This window comes from Saccharothrix sp. ALI-22-I, from assembly GCF_001984175.1.
Lineage (GTDB): Bacteria > Actinomycetota > Actinomycetes > Mycobacteriales > Pseudonocardiaceae > Actinosynnema.
Window position 1 is genome coordinate 48,662 of record NZ_MTQP01000064.1, and the last position, 16,031, is coordinate 64,692.

General features: G+C 71.9%; 11 protein-coding genes. 5 read left to right on the top strand and 6 right to left on the bottom strand.

What is annotated here, in order from left to right:
* Positions 1-3: 3 nt before the first annotated feature.
* The 3 genes from ALI22I_RS25240 to ALI22I_RS25250 are packed head-to-tail and all read left to right on the top strand — an operon-like array spanning position 4 to position 7,033.
* On the top strand, positions 4-1,485 hold the full coding sequence (locus ALI22I_RS25240) for a DUF2397 domain-containing protein (RefSeq protein WP_077008029.1): 1,482 nt from the start codon (positions 4-6) through the stop codon (positions 1,483-1,485).
* On the top strand, positions 1,485-2,651 hold the full coding sequence (locus tag ALI22I_RS25245) for a TIGR02678 family protein (protein WP_077008030.1): 1,167 nt from the start codon (positions 1,485-1,487) through the stop codon (positions 2,649-2,651). The genes ALI22I_RS25240 and ALI22I_RS25245 overlap by 1 nt, the downstream gene beginning before the upstream one ends.
* Positions 2,648-7,033, top strand: a complete 4,386-nt coding sequence (locus ALI22I_RS25250; protein ID WP_077008031.1) for an SbcC/MukB-like Walker B domain-containing protein — start codon at positions 2,648-2,650, stop codon at positions 7,031-7,033. Before ALI22I_RS25245 ends, ALI22I_RS25250 begins: the two co-directional genes overlap by 4 nt.
* Here ALI22I_RS25250 and ALI22I_RS25255 read toward each other — a convergent pair.
* The 5 genes from ALI22I_RS25255 to ALI22I_RS25275 form a co-directional block, all read right to left on the bottom strand.
* Positions 7,030-7,320, bottom strand: coding sequence for a hypothetical protein (locus tag ALI22I_RS25255; protein ID WP_238598564.1), 291 nt, complete (start codon positions 7,318-7,320; stop codon positions 7,030-7,032). The two genes, ALI22I_RS25250 and ALI22I_RS25255, sit on opposite strands and share 4 nt — an antisense overlap.
* A 35-nt stretch (positions 7,321-7,355) precedes the next feature.
* Complete coding sequence (gene nudC, locus ALI22I_RS25260; RefSeq protein WP_077008032.1) at positions 7,356-8,306, bottom strand: NAD(+) diphosphatase; 951 nt, start codon at positions 8,304-8,306, stop codon at positions 7,356-7,358.
* On the bottom strand, positions 8,303-9,691 hold the full coding sequence (locus ALI22I_RS25265; RefSeq protein ID WP_077008033.1) for a M16 family metallopeptidase: 1,389 nt from the start codon (positions 9,689-9,691) through the stop codon (positions 8,303-8,305). Before ALI22I_RS25265 ends, nudC begins: the two co-directional genes overlap by 4 nt.
* On the bottom strand, positions 9,688-10,986 hold the full coding sequence (locus tag ALI22I_RS25270; protein WP_077008034.1) for a M16 family metallopeptidase: 1,299 nt from the start codon (positions 10,984-10,986) through the stop codon (positions 9,688-9,690). The genes ALI22I_RS25265 and ALI22I_RS25270 overlap by 4 nt, the downstream gene beginning before the upstream one ends.
* A 382-nt stretch (positions 10,987-11,368) precedes the next feature.
* Entirely contained in the window at positions 11,369-13,009 is a 1,641-nt protein-coding gene (locus tag ALI22I_RS25275; protein ID WP_077008035.1) for a DUF2207 domain-containing protein, read from the bottom strand.
* A 276-nt stretch (positions 13,010-13,285) separates the two neighbouring features.
* Here ALI22I_RS25275 and ALI22I_RS25280 point away from each other — a divergent pair, with 276 nt between their 5' ends.
* Complete coding sequence (locus tag ALI22I_RS25280) at positions 13,286-14,365, top strand: neutral zinc metallopeptidase (RefSeq protein WP_238598565.1); 1,080 nt, start codon at positions 13,286-13,288, stop codon at positions 14,363-14,365.
* A gap of 15 nt (positions 14,366-14,380) precedes the next feature.
* Positions 14,381-15,280 (top strand): neutral zinc metallopeptidase, encoded by a 900-nt coding sequence (locus ALI22I_RS25285; protein WP_077008037.1) that lies wholly within the window; start codon positions 14,381-14,383, stop codon positions 15,278-15,280.
* On the opposite strand, the gene ALI22I_RS25290 is transcribed toward ALI22I_RS25285, so the two are convergent.
* A complete protein-coding gene (locus ALI22I_RS25290) occupies positions 15,250-15,687 on the bottom strand; it encodes a hypothetical protein (RefSeq protein WP_077008038.1) in 438 nt (145 codons plus the stop codon). The genes ALI22I_RS25285 and ALI22I_RS25290 overlap by 31 nt on opposite strands.
* Positions 15,688-16,031 lie beyond the last annotated feature (344 nt).

The following is a 16,031-nucleotide window of genomic DNA, read 5'->3' on the forward strand; positions in this document are numbered from 1 at the left end:
ACCGTGGAACCAGCCGGCCGCCTCAAGCTGTACGCGTACTTGGACGCCCGCGATCACCAGCGCACGTACCTGGCGATCATGCGGCTGTTCACGTCCACGCTGCTGGCGGACCTGTCGGCGGGCGAGGTCGCGGGCGCGCTGGCCGGCGCCGAACGGGAGGGCCGGGTCGAGCCGGGCGAGTCGCGCATCGAGAACGTGATCAACCGGCTCCGGCAGCTGGTCGAGTGGGGCAACCTGGTGCAGGGCAGGCGCGAGGTGGTCGCCTCCAGCATCGCCGAGTTCCAGCACGGCAGCGTCCGCTACCAGGTCAGCAAGCTCGCCGTCCGGGTGCAGCGCGACGTGGACGAGCTGCTGCGCGTGCCCGAGGGCGCGCGAGAGGTGTCCCGCGAACTGCTGCCCGCCGTCGAGCGAGGTCTCGGTCAGCTGGGGCAGTCACTGTCGGAGGCGCTGGTCAGTGGCGCGCGTCGGCCGCGCGAGGTACTGGCCGAGCAGGTCACCACGCTGTTCCTGCAACACGCCGAGCTCGCCGCGACCGTGCGCGACTTCTACGCCTACCTGGGGCAGGTCGTGACGCGGCACCACCTGGCGCCCGAGGAGATCTCCGGGTTCCGGAACCTGCTCGTCGAGTACATCCAGATGGTCGTGGAGGACGTGCTGCGGCACACCCCGGCGATCGCGGACGCCCTGGCCCGGCTGAACTCCGCACGGTCCGAGCTGCTCCGACTCCTGGGCCGCGCCGACCTGGGCGAACAAGTCGAACGGGCACGTGGCCGCTCGGCGGAGGACTGGCAGGAGCTGACCGACTGGTTCGTGGACCGGCCCGGCCGGCCGAGCCAGGTGACGGCGCTGCGCGAGGCGACCGCGCGGGCCATCGGGTCGCTGCTGGCCAGCGTGAAGCGGGCCACGTCGGGCGGCGGGCTGCTGCCGAGCCGTCGGGCCGAGCTGCTGAAGCTGGCCGGGTGGTTCGACTCGGGGTCACGGTCGCAGGCGCACGAGCTGTACGCGGCGGCGTTCGGGCTGTACTCGGCGCGGCACGTGTCCCCGGCGCCCGAGCACGACAGCGACAACGAGCGCACGCCGTGGCGCGACGGGCCGGTGGTCGACGTCCCGGTGAGCGTGCGCAGCCGTGGTGATCGCGGCGCGCGCGGGCGGACGTCGAGAATCCTGGACGACCCGATGACCGAGCAGTCGCTGCTGGCCGAGGCACGGGAAGCGGACGAACGGCGGGCGGCTTCGGTGGCCGAGCTGGCGGCGGCGGCTCCCCGGCTGGCGTCGACGACGTTGTCCGGTGAGGCGCTCGGCGTGTTGTGCGAGCTGCTGACGTTGGCCATGGCGCAGCGCGACACGGCGGCCGACTCCGGTTCGGCGACGGACCCGGTGCGCGGGCTGCGGGTCACCGTCGAGCACACCCGAGGGCAGGCGACGCGCATCCACTCGGCCGCCGGCACGTTGACCCTGCACGATTCGACGCTGGTGCTCGACTGATGTTCGACGACCTCTCCGAGATCGACGCGGCGAACGTGGTGCGCTGCGCGCGCACCCTGCTGCGGCGGCCGTTGCTGCGCGCCGACGGGCCGGACGGCGAGCTGCTGACGCTCGTCTACCGGCACCGGGCCACGTTGCAGGACCTGTTCGCCCGGCTGCTCGGCTACCGGCTGGTGGTGGAACGGCGGTACGCCCGGCTCTACAAGTCCGGGCCGGGCGCCGACGACTCGCGCGGCGTGCTCGGCATGTCCCCGCGCGGGTACGCGTACGTGGCGTTGACCATGGCCGTGCTGACCGGGATCGGACGGCAGACGTTGCTGTCCCGGCTGGTGGCGGACATCCGTGCGGCGGCGGTGGAGGCCGGGATCACCGTGGTGGACGACGTGGCCGACCGGCGCGCGTTGACGGCGGCGTTGCGGCACCTGGTGTCGCTGGGCGTGCTGCACGAGACCGAGGGCACGGTGGACGTGCACGCCGAGGCGTTGATCACCATCGACACCGACCTGCTCGGGCAGCTGCTCACAGGGCCGGTGGCCGAGGCTTCTTCCCCTTCCCGATTGGTGGAGCTGGCCGCCCGGCCCGGACCGCGCGGCGTCGAGCACGCGGTGCGGCGCAAGCTGGTGGAGAACCCCGTGGTGCTGTACGCGGATCTCGCTCCGGAGCAGGCGGACTGGTTGCGCCGCAATCAGCGCAAGGAGTCGGCGTTGCTGGAGACGTGCTTCGGCCTGCGCACCGAGTGCCGGGCCGAGGGCGTGCTGGCGGCCGACCCCGAGGACTACCTGACCGACCTGTACTTCCCCGGCACGTCCACCGTGGCGCGGATCGCGCTGCTGGCGTTGCCCGAACTGCTGTCCGCGGAGCCGCGTTCGGACGGGCGGCACGTGGTGGCGTCGCCGGAGTTGCGGTCGGTGTGCGAGCGGTTGGTGGAGGACTACCCGACCGCGTGGTCCAAGCAGTTCACCGAAGACCTGGACCGGCTGACCGACGAGGTGCTGGAACTGTTGCGGCGCATGGGGCTGGCGGTGTCCTCCGAAGAGGGCTGGCTGCTCAACGCCGCCGCGCACCGGTGGATACCGGAGCCGGACGGCGACCCGGAACGCGAAGTGGAGCCAGTCGTGCTTGATGTGCCGCCGAGCTGGTCGTTGTTCGATGAGGAGACCGCGTGAACAGGTGGCGGCTGCACAGGGGCGGCATCGTCAACATCTGGCAGTACACCGAGCAGACGTTCGACTTCTCCGGTGGGCGCGCGATCTTCCAGGGCACCAACGGGTCCGGCAAGTCGCGCACGCTGGAGCTGCTGCTGCCGCTGTGCCTGGACGGCGACCTGCGGCAGGTCGGCTCGAAGGGCTTCGACACCGTGTCGCTGCGGCGGCTCATGCTCGACGACTACGACGGCGGACCGAATCGCATCGGGTACGCGTGGGTGGAGCTCACGCGTGACTCCGGCGAATACCTGACCTGCGGGTTGGGTGTGAAGGCGTCCAAGACGTCGCAGGCGATCACCGACTCGTGGCGGTTCATCACCTCTCTTCGCGTGGGCCACGACCTGGCGTTGGTGGGTGCGGACCGCACGCCGTTGGGGCCGACGCAGCTGCGTGACCTGATCGGCGCGGACTGCGTGCTGGAGGAGGCCGCGTTCCGGGCCCGTGTCGCCGAGACCGTGTACGGCGTGCCCGCGCCCCGGTACGGCGACCTGCTGCACCTCCAGCGCACGCTGCGCAACCCGGACGTCGGGCTGAAAGTGCTGGAAGGGCAGCTGGAGCAGATCCTGTCCGACGCGCTGCCGCCGTTGGACCAGGCTCTGGTCGAGCAGCTGGCGACGTCGTTCGACGATCTGGAGTCGATCCGGGAGAACATCACCCGGCTGTCGTCGGCGGACGCGGCGTTGGGGACGTTCCTGAAGACGTACTCGGACTACGCGTTCGGCGGGTTGCGGTCGGCGGCCGATCGGTTGGGTGCGGCCGAGGACGGGGTGCGCAAGCAGGAGCGGGCCTCGGCTCGGTTGTCGGCGTCGCTGGAGGAGACGCTGGCGGCGCGTACGGCGGCGGAGCACTCGTTGGCGGTTCTGGAGGCGGGTGAGCAGCAGGCCGAGGAGACCATCGGGGCGTTGAAGGAACTGCCCGCGTTCCGCGATCTCCAGGACTTGCAGACGCGCGAGAAGCTGGTCGCGGAGAAGCGTTCGTCGGCGGCGGCGGCGTTGGACATGGCGAACAAGCAGCGGTTGCAGGAGGACGGCGCGGTCGACGGCGTGCTGCGATTGCTGCGGCGGTTGGCCGAGGACCTGGGTGCGGCGGAGGAGCTGGTCGAGCCGCTGCGCCACCACCTGCGAGTGGCCGGTCTCGATCCGGCTGCGGTACCCGACGTGCCACGCGTGTCCACTTTGGACCCCCTGGTTCGGACGGAATCGGTTCGGGCGAAGCCTGATCCCGAAGCCGAACCACTGCCCATCGAACGCCGGGTGCCGCCGGTTGTCGAGGAGTTGGCGTTGGAGCCTCTCGCGGCGCGCACGTCTTCGATCGCGTCTTCGGCGCGGCAGCGGGGAGCTTTGGCGCTCGCGTTGGCCGCGCAGGCGGCCGAGCTGGATTCGGCGCAACGGCAGGTGGACGCCCTGCGTCAGACCGCGCGGGATGCGCAGCACGCGGCGACCGAGGCGGCGGCGTTGCGCAACCAGGAGGCGCAGGAACTGGCGTCGGTCGCACAGGGCTGGCTAGCGGATGTCGAGGCTTGGCGCACGTCCGGCCCGTTGTCGGCGACTCAGCCCGACTCACCGCTGGCCGTGCCCACGTCGGTGGACCCCGCGGCCGCGCGCTCTCTGGCAAGTGCCGCACGCGAGTGGGTCGGTCCTCTGGTGACGGCCGCACGGGACGGTGCGCACGCGGTCGTGCAGCGGCGGGCGGAGCTGGCGGCGTCGATCAACGCGCTGGACGCCGAACTGTCCGGGCTGCGGTCCGGAACGGCGCAGGTGCCCGAACGGGGCCGTTTCGTCGCGGCGGAGCGAGACGCGACGGCAGGTGCGCCGTTCTACCGCCTGGTCGACTTCCAGCCCACCGTGGACGCCGCCGAGCGGGCAGGACTGGAGGCGGCCCTGGAGGCCTCCGGCCTACTGGACGCCTGGGTAACCCCGCCCTCCCCCGACACACGATCGGGTGATCAAGCCCCGAAAATGTACGGAAACACCGTTACCGCCCCTCGGTTGAATCGAGGAACCGCAACCACCCCCAACCCCTCCGACCATCCACCCACCACCCAGCCCGCCAGCCAGACGAACGCCGCAGCAGCGGCCGACCGGTCGACGGACCTGCCGGCCGGAGATGCGACGGTCCAAGACGTGCTGGCCCTGCCCGGCACCCCGGTGGACGGCCCGTCCCTGGCATCCGTGCTGGTCCCGGCCGTCGAGCCGAACTCGCCCGTGCCCGCGACGGTCGTGGCCGACCTGCTCGCGTCGGTGTCCCTGTGGTCCCTGCCGTCGACCCCGTCGGCGAGCGCATCGTCGCCGTCGCCGTCGCCGGGCCTGCCACTGTCGGCAGACGCGCTGCCGTCGCAAGGCATGTCAGCATCGGCAGACGCATCGGCATCGCCATCGCCATCTGCGGACACGTTCACGGCATCGGCATCGGCATCGGCGGGCACGTTCGCGGTGTCGCCGGGCGGGTTCGCGGTGTCGCCCGACGGCCGTTGGCGGGCGGGCGTGCTGACGGGCGCGTGGCGCAAGGACGCGGCGGAGTTCATCGGCGCGGGTGCCCGGGAAGCCGCACGCCGGCGGCGGATCGCCGAACTCGAGGACGAACTGGCCGCCCTGCGCGCCGATCTCGGCGTGGCGGAAGCCGAGCTGGCCGCCGCGAAAAACCTGGTCGAGCAGTGGGAATCCCACCTCGAACGCTTCCCTGCCGACCGCGAACTGGTCGCGCGGCACGGCCGCCTCCAGGCCGCCCAGGAATCCGCCGAACGCGCCGCCCGCCGGGCCGAGGAGCTGCGCGACGAACTCGCCACCGCCCAGTCCCGGGGCGAGGCCGCCGCTGCCGAGGTGGTGCGCCAGGCCGGTGACGCGGGCCTGCCCGCCACCACCGAAGGCCTGCACCAGGCCCAGCAGGCCGCCGCCGAAGCGCAGCGCACCGCCGACCGGCTGGGTGACGTGCTGCGACGCCAGTGCCAGAGCACCGTGGCCGACCTCACCGACGCCACCCACCGGTACCACGCGGCGGTGGAGGATCGGGGGGCCGCTGAGTCCGACGCTGAGGCGCGGTGCGTGGACTACGCGTCGCAGGCCTCCACTTTGGCCGAGCTGACCGACGCGATCGGCGGCGAGGCAAGGGAAATCGCGGATCAGCTGTCCACTTTGGAGCGTTCGCGGCGGGAGATGCGCGGCGAGCTCAAGGGTGTGCGGGAAGAAGTCGTGTCGGCACGCGAGCAGGCCGCGAAGCTGAGCGCGCAACTGGAGACGTCGGCCGAACAGCTCACCCAGGCCCGCGACGGCCTGACGCGCGCGACCGAGCACTTCAAGGCGACCGTGCAGGCACCGGGTGTGCTGGTGGCGGCGTTGCCGGACGTGCCGGAGGACGTCACGTCGGTGCGCGCGGCGCTGATGGCGTCCGACCGGCGCGGCGCGGGCGAGACGACGGTGATCACGAAGCTCCAGGCGTTGCAGACGTCGCTCGCCGGCAGCCACGACATCGCCGCCGAGCAGCACGTCGGCCTGCTGACCGTCACGGTCACCGGCGAGGACGGTGCCCGGCCGGTCGCGGTCGCGGCCCGGCAGGTGACCACGAAACTGGCCGAACAGCGCGGTTTCCTGGACGAGCAGTACCAGAACATCTTCGCCGACTACCTGATCCGCGACCTGGCCGAGTGGCTGCGCGGGCAGATCGCCGTCGCCGAGGACCTGTGCAAGCGGATGAACGAGGTGCTGGGCCGGGCCCGGTCGAGCCAGGGCGTGCACGTGAAGCTGGCGTGGAAGCCGTCGGCGGCGTTGGACGAGGGGACGCGCGACGCGTTGGCGCTGGTCCGCCTGCCGTACGCGGAGCGCGACCCCGAGCAGGACGCGACGCTGCGGCGCGTGTTCACCGAGCGCATCGAGGCCGAACGCGACGCGCACACCGGCAACTACGCGGAAATCCTGTCCCGCGCGCTGGACTACCGGACGTGGCACCAGTTCACCGTCACCGTGGCCGACACCGGCCCGGACGGCGGCCCGCGCGAACGCCGGTTGCGGCAGCTGTCGTCCGGCGAGACGCGGCTGATCTCGTACGTGACGCTGTTCGCCGCGGCGGCGTCGTTCTACGACGCGGTGAGCGACGAGTTCTCGCCGTTGCGGCTGGTGCTGCTGGACGAGGCGTTCGAGCGGCTGGACGACCCGACCATCGCACGCATGCTCGGCCTGCTGGTGGACCTCGACATGGACTGGGTGATCACCTGGCCCAGCGGCTGGGGCGTGTCCGACAAGATCCCCCGCATGCACATCTACGACGTGCTGCGACCCAAGAACGGGCGCGGTGTGGCGTGCACGCAGACGACGTGGGACGGCGCCGCGCTGGACCGCATCGACCCCTAGACCACGGGGGTGGCCGTGCGGCGGCGCCGCTGCAACGTCAGTTCGAACACCTCGACCAGCACGTGCGTCTCGCCGACGTCGATGCCCACCACCGCCGCGTAGGCCGGGTTGACCCCGCAGCAGGACCCGCGGCCGGCCGCCGTCCGAGCGACCTGCCCTGCTTCGACCACGACACCGTCGGAGATCAACTCGCCGACCACGGTGCTGACCGACGCCTGGCTCAGCCCGGTGACACCCGCCAGTTCGTGCCGGCTGCGCGGCTGGTCGAAGTACAGCGCGCGCAACACCCGCGCCGGTTACCGGCACGCAGGTCGTGCCGGGGTCAGCCGACGGCGGCCCACGACTGGATCATCCGGTAGGCGATGGACGCCCCCGGCGCGAGCAGCAGGTCCGGCACACTGCCCGGCTCGGCGAGCGCCTGTCGCACGTCGGCCCGACTGACCCACCTGGCCTGGGCGATCTCACCGTCCGCGAGCCGCAGTGGGTCGGTCGGGTCGGCCACCGCCTCGAACCCCACCATCAACGACCGCGGGAACGGCCACGGCTGGCTGCCGAGGTAGCGGATACCGCCGACCTCGACGCCCACCTCCTCCACGATCTCCCGCGCCACGCACGCCTCCAGCGACTCGCCCGCCTCGACGAACCCGGCCAGCACCGAGTACCGGCCCTCGGGCCAGCCCGCGCCGCGGGCGAGCAGCACCTGGTCCGCGCCGTCGTGCACCAGGCAGATCACCGCCGCGTCGGTGCGCGGGTACTCCTCGCGCCCGCACAGCTCGCAGACCCGCGCCCAGCCCGACTTGATCGACTCCGTCGGCCCGCCGCACATCGCGCAGAACCTCGCCGACCGGTGCCAGTGGAACAACGCCACCGCCGAGGTGAACAGGCCCGCGCCGGTGTCGTCCAGCAACGCGCCGACCGCCCGCAGGTCGAGCCACTGCGGCTCGTCGGTCAGCTCCGGGTTGAACCAGGCCCGACCGGTGGGCGCCGAGACGTCCGTCTCGTCCTCGGTCAGCGGAACCGCCCAGTACGCCACGCCGTCCTGCTCGCCGAGCAGCACGGCGGTGTCCGGCGGACCGTCACCGAACTCGGTGGCGGGGCGGTCGACCAGGCGCGATGCCTGGTCGGCCACCAACGTCCGGCCGCGCGCGTCCACGGTGAGGACGCGCGCCTTCGGCCACAACTGCGCGATGCGCTGCACGTCGCCGCGCAACGGCTCCTGCCGATCCACGGTGAACCGCGACAGGGCCGGCAGTTCCACCAGCTCGAAGCTCACGGCAGGGTCACACCGCCCAGCGCCCGCAGCTGCGTGGCCAGCAGTTCCGCGTCGCCCACCAGCACGCCGGTGAACGAACTCGGCGCGAAGAACTCCAACGCCACCTCGGTGACCTGCTCGACGGTGACCTCCGCCAGCCGGGCCGGGTGGCCGGTGAACCACTCGATGCCCAGCCCCAGGCCGGCGAGGTTCACCAGGAACGACGCCAACCCGCCCTGCGAGGACGTCGCCGTCAGCAGCGACCCGATCGCGTACCGGCGGGCGGTGTCCACCTCGGAGTCCGACGGCGGCACCAGGCCGAGCCGGCCCAGCTCGTACCGGGTCTCCAGCAGCGCCGCCGCGGTCACCTCGCTCGCCGTGTCGGCGTCCACCAGCAGCGTCGCCCCACCCGGCGTGAACTCCGGGTGCGACCGCGCGCTGTAGGTGTAGCCCTTGTCCTCGCGGATGTTCTCCACCAGCCGGGAGGAGAAGAACCCGCCGAACACCAGGTTCGCCAGCTGCAACGCCGGGTACCGCTCGTCGGTGCGCTCCAGACCGCGACCGGCGAGCCGGATCTGCGACTGCACGGCGCCGGGCCGGTGCACCAGCTTCACGTCACCGCCCCGCACGACCGGCAGCGGCGACAACGTCACCGCGGTGCCCTCACCGGTCCAGCCGCCCAGCGCGTCCTCGACCGCCTTCACCGCCGCGTCCGGCGCCACGTCGCCCACGACGACGATCACCGACCCGCGCGGCAGCACGGCCGACGAGTGCAGCGCGAGCACGTCGTCGCGCGACACCGCCGCGACCTCTTCCGCCTCGGGCATCTCCTTGGCGAACGGGTGGTCGCCGTACAAGTGGCGCTGCAGCGCCTCCCGCGCGATCACGTTCGGCTGCGACCGCGCCAGCCGGATGCGCTCCACCAGCCGCGCCCGTTCCCGCTCGACCTCCTCGGCCGGGTAGGTCGCGCCGGTCAGCACGTCGCGCAGCACGTCGAGCACGGTGCCGAAACCGGACACCAGCGCGTTGCCGGAGAACGCCAGCCGCTCCGGGTCGACCACCGCGTCCAGCTCGCCGCCGACGAGCGCCAGCTCGGTGTCCACGTCGATCCGGCTGCGGGTCGCGGTGCCGGTGAGGACGGTGTTCGCCAGCACCTCGGCGCGGGCCGCGTGCGTCGAGCCGACGCTGGTCGACGCCGGGTCGCCGAACGGAATCCGCAGCCGCACCTCGACCAGCGGCACCGACGACCGGCGCACCGCGATCACCCGCAGGCCGTTGGCCAGCGTGGTGTCCACCGTGTCCAGGTCCACGGCCGCCCGCTGCTCGCCCAGCTCCGGGAACGGGCGAGGCCCGAGCGCCGTGCGGCCGATCTCGTCGGCACTGCGGTGCTTGGTCGGGGCGCTCACTCGGTACCTCCGTCAACAGCGGTGCCAGCAGGGTTGAGGATCAGGACGGCGCGCGAGTCCGGACGCAACGCCTTGGCCGCCGCGGCGACCTCGTCGGTGGTGATGCGGGACAGCTTCTCCGGCAGGTCGTACAGCAGCTCGGCCCGCCCGAACAGCAGCTCGGCCGACCCGAGTCCGAGCGTCCGGCTGGTCAGCCGGTCGTGCTCGCGGTGCATGGTGGACACCCAGCGGGCGGTGACCTTCGCCAGCTCCTGCTCCGTCGGCCCTTCCTCGGCCAACCGCAGCAGCTCCTCGTCCACCGCCGCGATCACGTCCTCGGAGGTGACCTCCGGCGGGTGGATCGCGGTGATGCTGAACGTGTCCGGGTCGCGCGCCTCCAACGGCCCGAACAGACCGCACCCGGCACCGACGTCGACCACGATCGCGTCCCGGTGCACCAGCCGCTGCTGGAGCCGCGACCCGTCGCCGTCGGTCAGCACACCGGCCAGGACCAGGTAGGTGAGGTAGCCCTCCACCTCGGTCACCGGGTCCGGGATGCGGTAGCCCAGGGCGATGGCGGGCATCGGCGCGTGCTGGTCGGTGTGCTCGGCACGCAGCTCGCCCTTCGGCGCCGCCTCGGCGAACGACGGCCGGGCCGGCACCGGACGGGCGGGCACGTCACCGAAGTGCTTCTCGACGAGTGCCTTCGCCCCCTCGGGGTCGAAGTCGCCCGCCACCGTCAGCACGGCGTTGCCCGGCGCGTAGTAGGTGTCGAAGAACGCGGCGCAGTCGTCCACGGTGGCGTTCTCCAGGTCGGTGAAGTCGCCGTAGCCGTTGTGCGCGTTCGGGAAGGTCTGGAACAGGACCGGTGGCAGGAGGATCCAGGGGAACCCCCCGTACGGTCGGTTCAGGACGTTGAGTCGGATCTCCTCCTTCACCACGTCGATCTGGTTGCGCAGGTTCTCTTCGGTCAGCTTCGGCGCCCGCATGCGGTCCGCCTCGAGGAACAGCGCCCGTTCGAGAGCCGCCGACGGCAGCACCTGGTAGTAGTCGGTGTAGTCGGGATGGGTGGAACCGTTGAACGTGCCGCCCGAGGACTGCACGTGCCGGAAGTGGGCCAGCTTTTCGAGGCTCTCGCTGCCCTGGAACATGAGGTGCTCGAAGAGGTGTGCGAACCCCGTCCGCCCCTCGGGTTCGGAGCGGAAGCCCACGTCGTAGTGCACGCTCACCCCGACGACCGGGGCGCTGCGGTCGGGTGCGAGCACCACCCGCAGACCGTTGGGAAGCGTGAACCTGTGCAGTTCGGGTAGCGCCATGAACGCAGCCTACGGGTTCACACCACCACCGGGCTCGACGGTCACCCGGCCGCTGCGACACCCCGCTGCGCCCAGCGCGAACCGACCGGGTTCGGACCGGTCGACCAGCGCGTGGACGGTCGATCCGGTGCCGGGAACACGCCCGCCCGGCCCGGACCAACGCCCGTCTCAACAGACCGCCCACCCGGTGGAGCCGGCGCGTGTGGACACCGGGTTGGTTTCGGCCTATCCCCTGGACCCTGAGGCGGGCGCCCCTCCGGCTCGGGTTCCGGGGATGGCTCCATTGTCGAACCTCTGTTCGACGGTTCGCAAGATCACTTTCGGGTGAGGTCGCGTCGGTCGTTCTCGCCCGCGACGCCGGAGGCGGCGCAATCCAACACCGTCAGCCGCGAAGCGACCGCAGGTGTCCCGCTTGCGCCAGCACTCCGTCCAGAGCGCCGAGGAACGCAGGGAACCGCTGCGCGAAACGCCGCAAGTCCCCGCCCTCCTCGGCCTCGCCGAACCAGTACAGCCCCGGCCGCGTGCCGGCGAACGTCGCCAGCCACCGCTCCGCCTCCCCCAGCACCACCGCGTAGGGCAGCGACCGCGAGAACACCATCTCCCGGTCGGAGTCCGGGATGTCCTCGGGCGTCGCCGTGTGCAGGTACCCGCGCAACCCCCGCACGTGCTCCAACAGGGCACTCCCGCGCTTGGTCCGAGCGGGCATGGAACGCGCGCCTACCGCCAACGCCACACCGGCCACCACGACCACCAGCCCGAACAACGCTGCCGCGCCGACCAGCGCCAACACCACCGTCAGCACCACGCCGACCCCACCCAGCGCGACCCCGGCCCACCACCACAGGTTGCGCTCGGCGTCCGGCCGCCGGGCGAACCAGTTCTTGGCCACCACGTCGGCGTACAGCTCGTCCCGCACGCGGGTAAGGTCGATCCGCCGGCCCCTGAGCTCGGACAACAGCACCGCGTCCACTCCGTCGGGCAACAAGGCGTCGTACACCGCGCGCTCGTACCCGGACAGCGACGGGTCGGCGGGGTTGCGCCGCACGAACCGCCAGTCGTGCCCGTCGACCTCCTCGATCCACACGTAGTTGCGCACCGCGAGGTCCACGATCGTCGCGGTCACGTCGACCACGTCCACGTGCTCGTCCACCACGGTCCCGACCTGGCCGGGCAGCACCCCGTCCGGCGAGGCGAACGCCATCCGCCCGGAACCGTCGGTGACCAGCACGTTCACCGGCCCGACGTCACCGGCCAACGCCCGCGCGTCACGGCCGCGGAGGTACCACAACAACAACCCGCCGCCGAGCAGCAGCACGACCAGCCCGCCGAGTCCGGCGCCGGTCACAGGCGTGAGCGCGAACGCCGCCGCGAGCCCGGACCTCTCCTCGACCAGCGCGTTGGCCGGCGCGGCGCCCTCCTGCAACCCGACCGCCACGTCGATCCGCTCACCGGCGCCCAGACCGATCTCGGTCGCCCGCACGCCGCGGCCGTCGCCCAGCTCCGCACTGGTGCACGGCTTGGACGTGCCCGGCTCGCCGGCCAGGCAGCTCACCGATTTCGGCGCGTCCGGCGTGATCACGGAGACCTTCACCGAGTCGAGCGCGGTGTCCCAGCCGCCCGCGGGCTGCCAGCGCAGCTCCAGGGTGTCGCCGATCTTCGCGACGGCGCCCACCACGGCGTACTTCACCGTGGACGTGCCCGCCTGTAGTGCGATCGTCAGCTCGTCGGCCGATGCTGCAGCCGTGCCCTTGCCTTCGACGGCGACGTCGCCGACCTGGAAGACGCGGTCGCGGTTGTCGCCGACCGGGACGCGCAGGGGCACCACCCGAGTGGCCGTCCGGCCGTCGGGGACGGTGACCACCTCGGTCACGGTCAGCCTGCCGTCGCGCTCCAGTTTGAGCCGCACGTCGGCGCCGACCGTCCCGGGCAGTCCGGCCGTACTGCTCGGCTGCGCCAACGCCGTGCCGGTACCCGCGCACAGCGCGACCGCGCAGAGGGCCGCCGCTCCCCAGTTTTTCAACACGGGCGCGGAGAATAGCGGAGTTCCCCTAAGCTCTTGTGCTGATTCGGGCATCCGCGATATGGGGGACGACCAGCGATGACGCAACCACCGCCGCCGGGTGGCTGGCCGCCACCACGACCGGTTGGGCCGCCGCCGATGTCCGCCCCGCTCAACCCCCAGCAACCCCAGCCGACCCGCCAGTGGCCGACGCAGCAGCCGCCGCCCGTGCAAGCACCCCAGACCGGCCCGCAACCCCGGCCGTCGTGGCCCCAGCAGGCCCCCGTGATGCCGCCGCCGATGGCCACTCCTCCCCCGATGGGCGCGCCGCAGCCGCCGCCCTCGAACTGGGGACCGCCGCCCGGCCCGCCTCCGGGCTGGGGTCCGCCGCCCATGCCGTACCCGCCGCTGCCGCGCCAGAAGAGCAAGGGCCCGTTGCTGGCGGTGCTGCTGATCGGTTTCCTGGTGCTCGGTGTCGCCACGATCGGCATCGTGGCCGCGACCAGCGGCTCCAAGGAGGCGAGCGAGTCCGGCAACGCCGGGTACTCGAGCTACACGTACACGCCGGAGCCGACGACAACGACCACCACGACGACGACCACGACCACGAGCAACAGCACGCGGCCCTCGTCGTCGACCAACGAGCCGAAAGCCGGCCCGAAGGCCTCCATCACCCTGGGCGACAACCCGATCCACGCGGCCGGTCTGGGTGCGTTCAACATCGACGGCTGCGCGTTGCCCTCGATGGACTACTCGCCCGGCGGTCAGGACCAGTTCCTCAGGGCCGCGCTGCCGTGCATCGAGGCGATGTGGAAGCCGTCGTTCGAGCGCGCGAACCTGCCCTACCAGCCGGTCGAGCTGGTCATGGTGACCTCCCAGATCACGAACACGTGCGGCTCCATGGGCCCGGACCGCACCGCCATGTACTGCGACGGAACGATCTACTGGACGCCGAACCACTACGCGAGCGAGCAGGGCGCGGCGAACCCGAACCACCCCGGCAAGTACCTGGGGCAGCTGGCGCACGAGTACGGCCACCACATCCAGTGGCTGTCGGGCATCCTGCGGGCGTCCAGCCAGGCGCAGTACGAGAAGGGCGGCTGGGACACCCCGGAAGGCCTGGACCTCAACCGGCGCAAGGAGCTCCAGGCCACGTGCTTCGGCGGGATGACGCTGGCGCCCCTGTCGCACGGCGCGGTGCCCGGTGATGTGATCTCGGTGGCGTTGACGGACGCGGGCAACCGCGGTGACTATCCGATCTACCCCAATCGGGACCACGGCGCGCCCGAGAAGAACGCCGCGTGGGTCAACCACGGCTTCAAGAGCAACGAGACGAGCGCGTGCAACACTTGGGTGGCGAGCGCGGCGGACGTCAGCTGACCCGACTGGAGGACCGTGCACACGCCCGAGGAGCCCAAGAACAACCCGATCGTCCTCGTCGGCGTGTTCTCGATGATCGTGTTGTGCGTGTTGGGCCTCGGTGGCGTCACGCAGCTCGAAACGTCCCGGCAGATCAGCGGCCGGGCGGTGGCGGCGCCGGGTGCGACCGCCGTGCCGAGCGCGCAGACCGAGGCGCCACGGCCGCGTGCGGTGCACCGGCTGGCCGACCACCCGCTGCTCACGACGCCCGTGCGGCTGCCCGCGGTGGCCTGCCCGTTGCCGGGGTTCGGGGTGTCGGATGCCGAACTGTCGGCGTACTACAAAGCCGGGGTGGCGTGCCTGGACCAGGCGTGGCGGCCGGTGCTGGAGCAGGCGAACCTGCCGTTCGACTCGCCCGCGCTGGACACGTCGCCGGACCTGAGCGAGGGCCCGTGCGGCTCGGCGCCCGCGGAGAGTGAGGCGGTCGCGTACTACTGCGGTCGCAACAGGACCATCTACATGCCGACGCGGCGGCTGCGGGACAACGGTGGCGGTGAGCGCGCCGGGTCGCACCTGGCGACGTTGGCGCACGAGTACGGGCACCACGTGCAGGCGTTGACGGGGATGCTGCGGGCGGCGGACAGCAAGATCGTCGACGCGGGCGAGCAGTCCCCGGCGGGTTTGGAGATGTCGCGGCGGATCGAGTTGCAGGCCAACTGCTTCGCCGGGATGTTCCTGGTAGCGGCGTCCGGATCGATCGGAACCGGGTTGGCCCAGGAGGCGGCGGAGGACTTCCGGTACGCCGTGGAGGAGCCGCCGGAGAAGAACGCGCACGGCAGCCCGGACAACCAGGCGAAGTGGGCGACGCAGGGGTTCGTGGTGGGCGAGACGACCTCGTGCAACACCTATGCGGCTTCGGCGGACGCGGTCGGCTGAGCGCGCCTGGTCAGCAGGTAGGCGTAGAGGCCGCCGGCGAGGCCGCTCAGGCACATCAGCAGCGCGGTCAGCCGGGCGTCGAACGGCATGCCCTCGGGGGTGTTGGCGGCGGCTTGGACGGTGAACTCGCCGCTGGTGTCGGCGGGGACGACGACTTCCACTACCTCGTTCTGCTGGTGGCCGCAGCCGTCGAGTTTCGCGGTGTGGGTCTGGTCACCGATCGTGAGTTCGACTCGGTCGTAGGCGTCGGCGCCACCGCAGGACGCGGGGGTGACGACGGTCGCGGCGACCCGCTGGACCTCGGCGGATGTGCCCGGCCACGACAACGCGACCGCTGCCGCGACGCCTGCCAGCCCCACGACCAGCAGGACCAGCGCCCATCTGACCGGGCTTCGCGGAACCGCCACAGGGTGGATGGTCGCAGACTCGGCGGTGGGTTGTCGTGGGGGCCGACGGTGTTCTCCGCCCGCCAAACATCACCTGATCGTGATCTTGCACACCCTCGAACTCCTGTTCGAAACTGGTTCCATGAACCTGAACGCGAAACCCACCGAACCCGTTCGGCCGCCGGCACATCGCCGAATGTCGTACCGGGCACGGCGGCGAGATCTCCGACCTTGGGCTTCTCTTCGTCCGCCATGGCGGCGAGGTCGAGGGCACGGGTGGAGCCACCGAAGTCGACGAGGGTGGCCCGGTCTCCGGCCGGCCCGGTCACCGTGCCTGGAGCGCGCGCCCGCCGCACGGCCGCCGT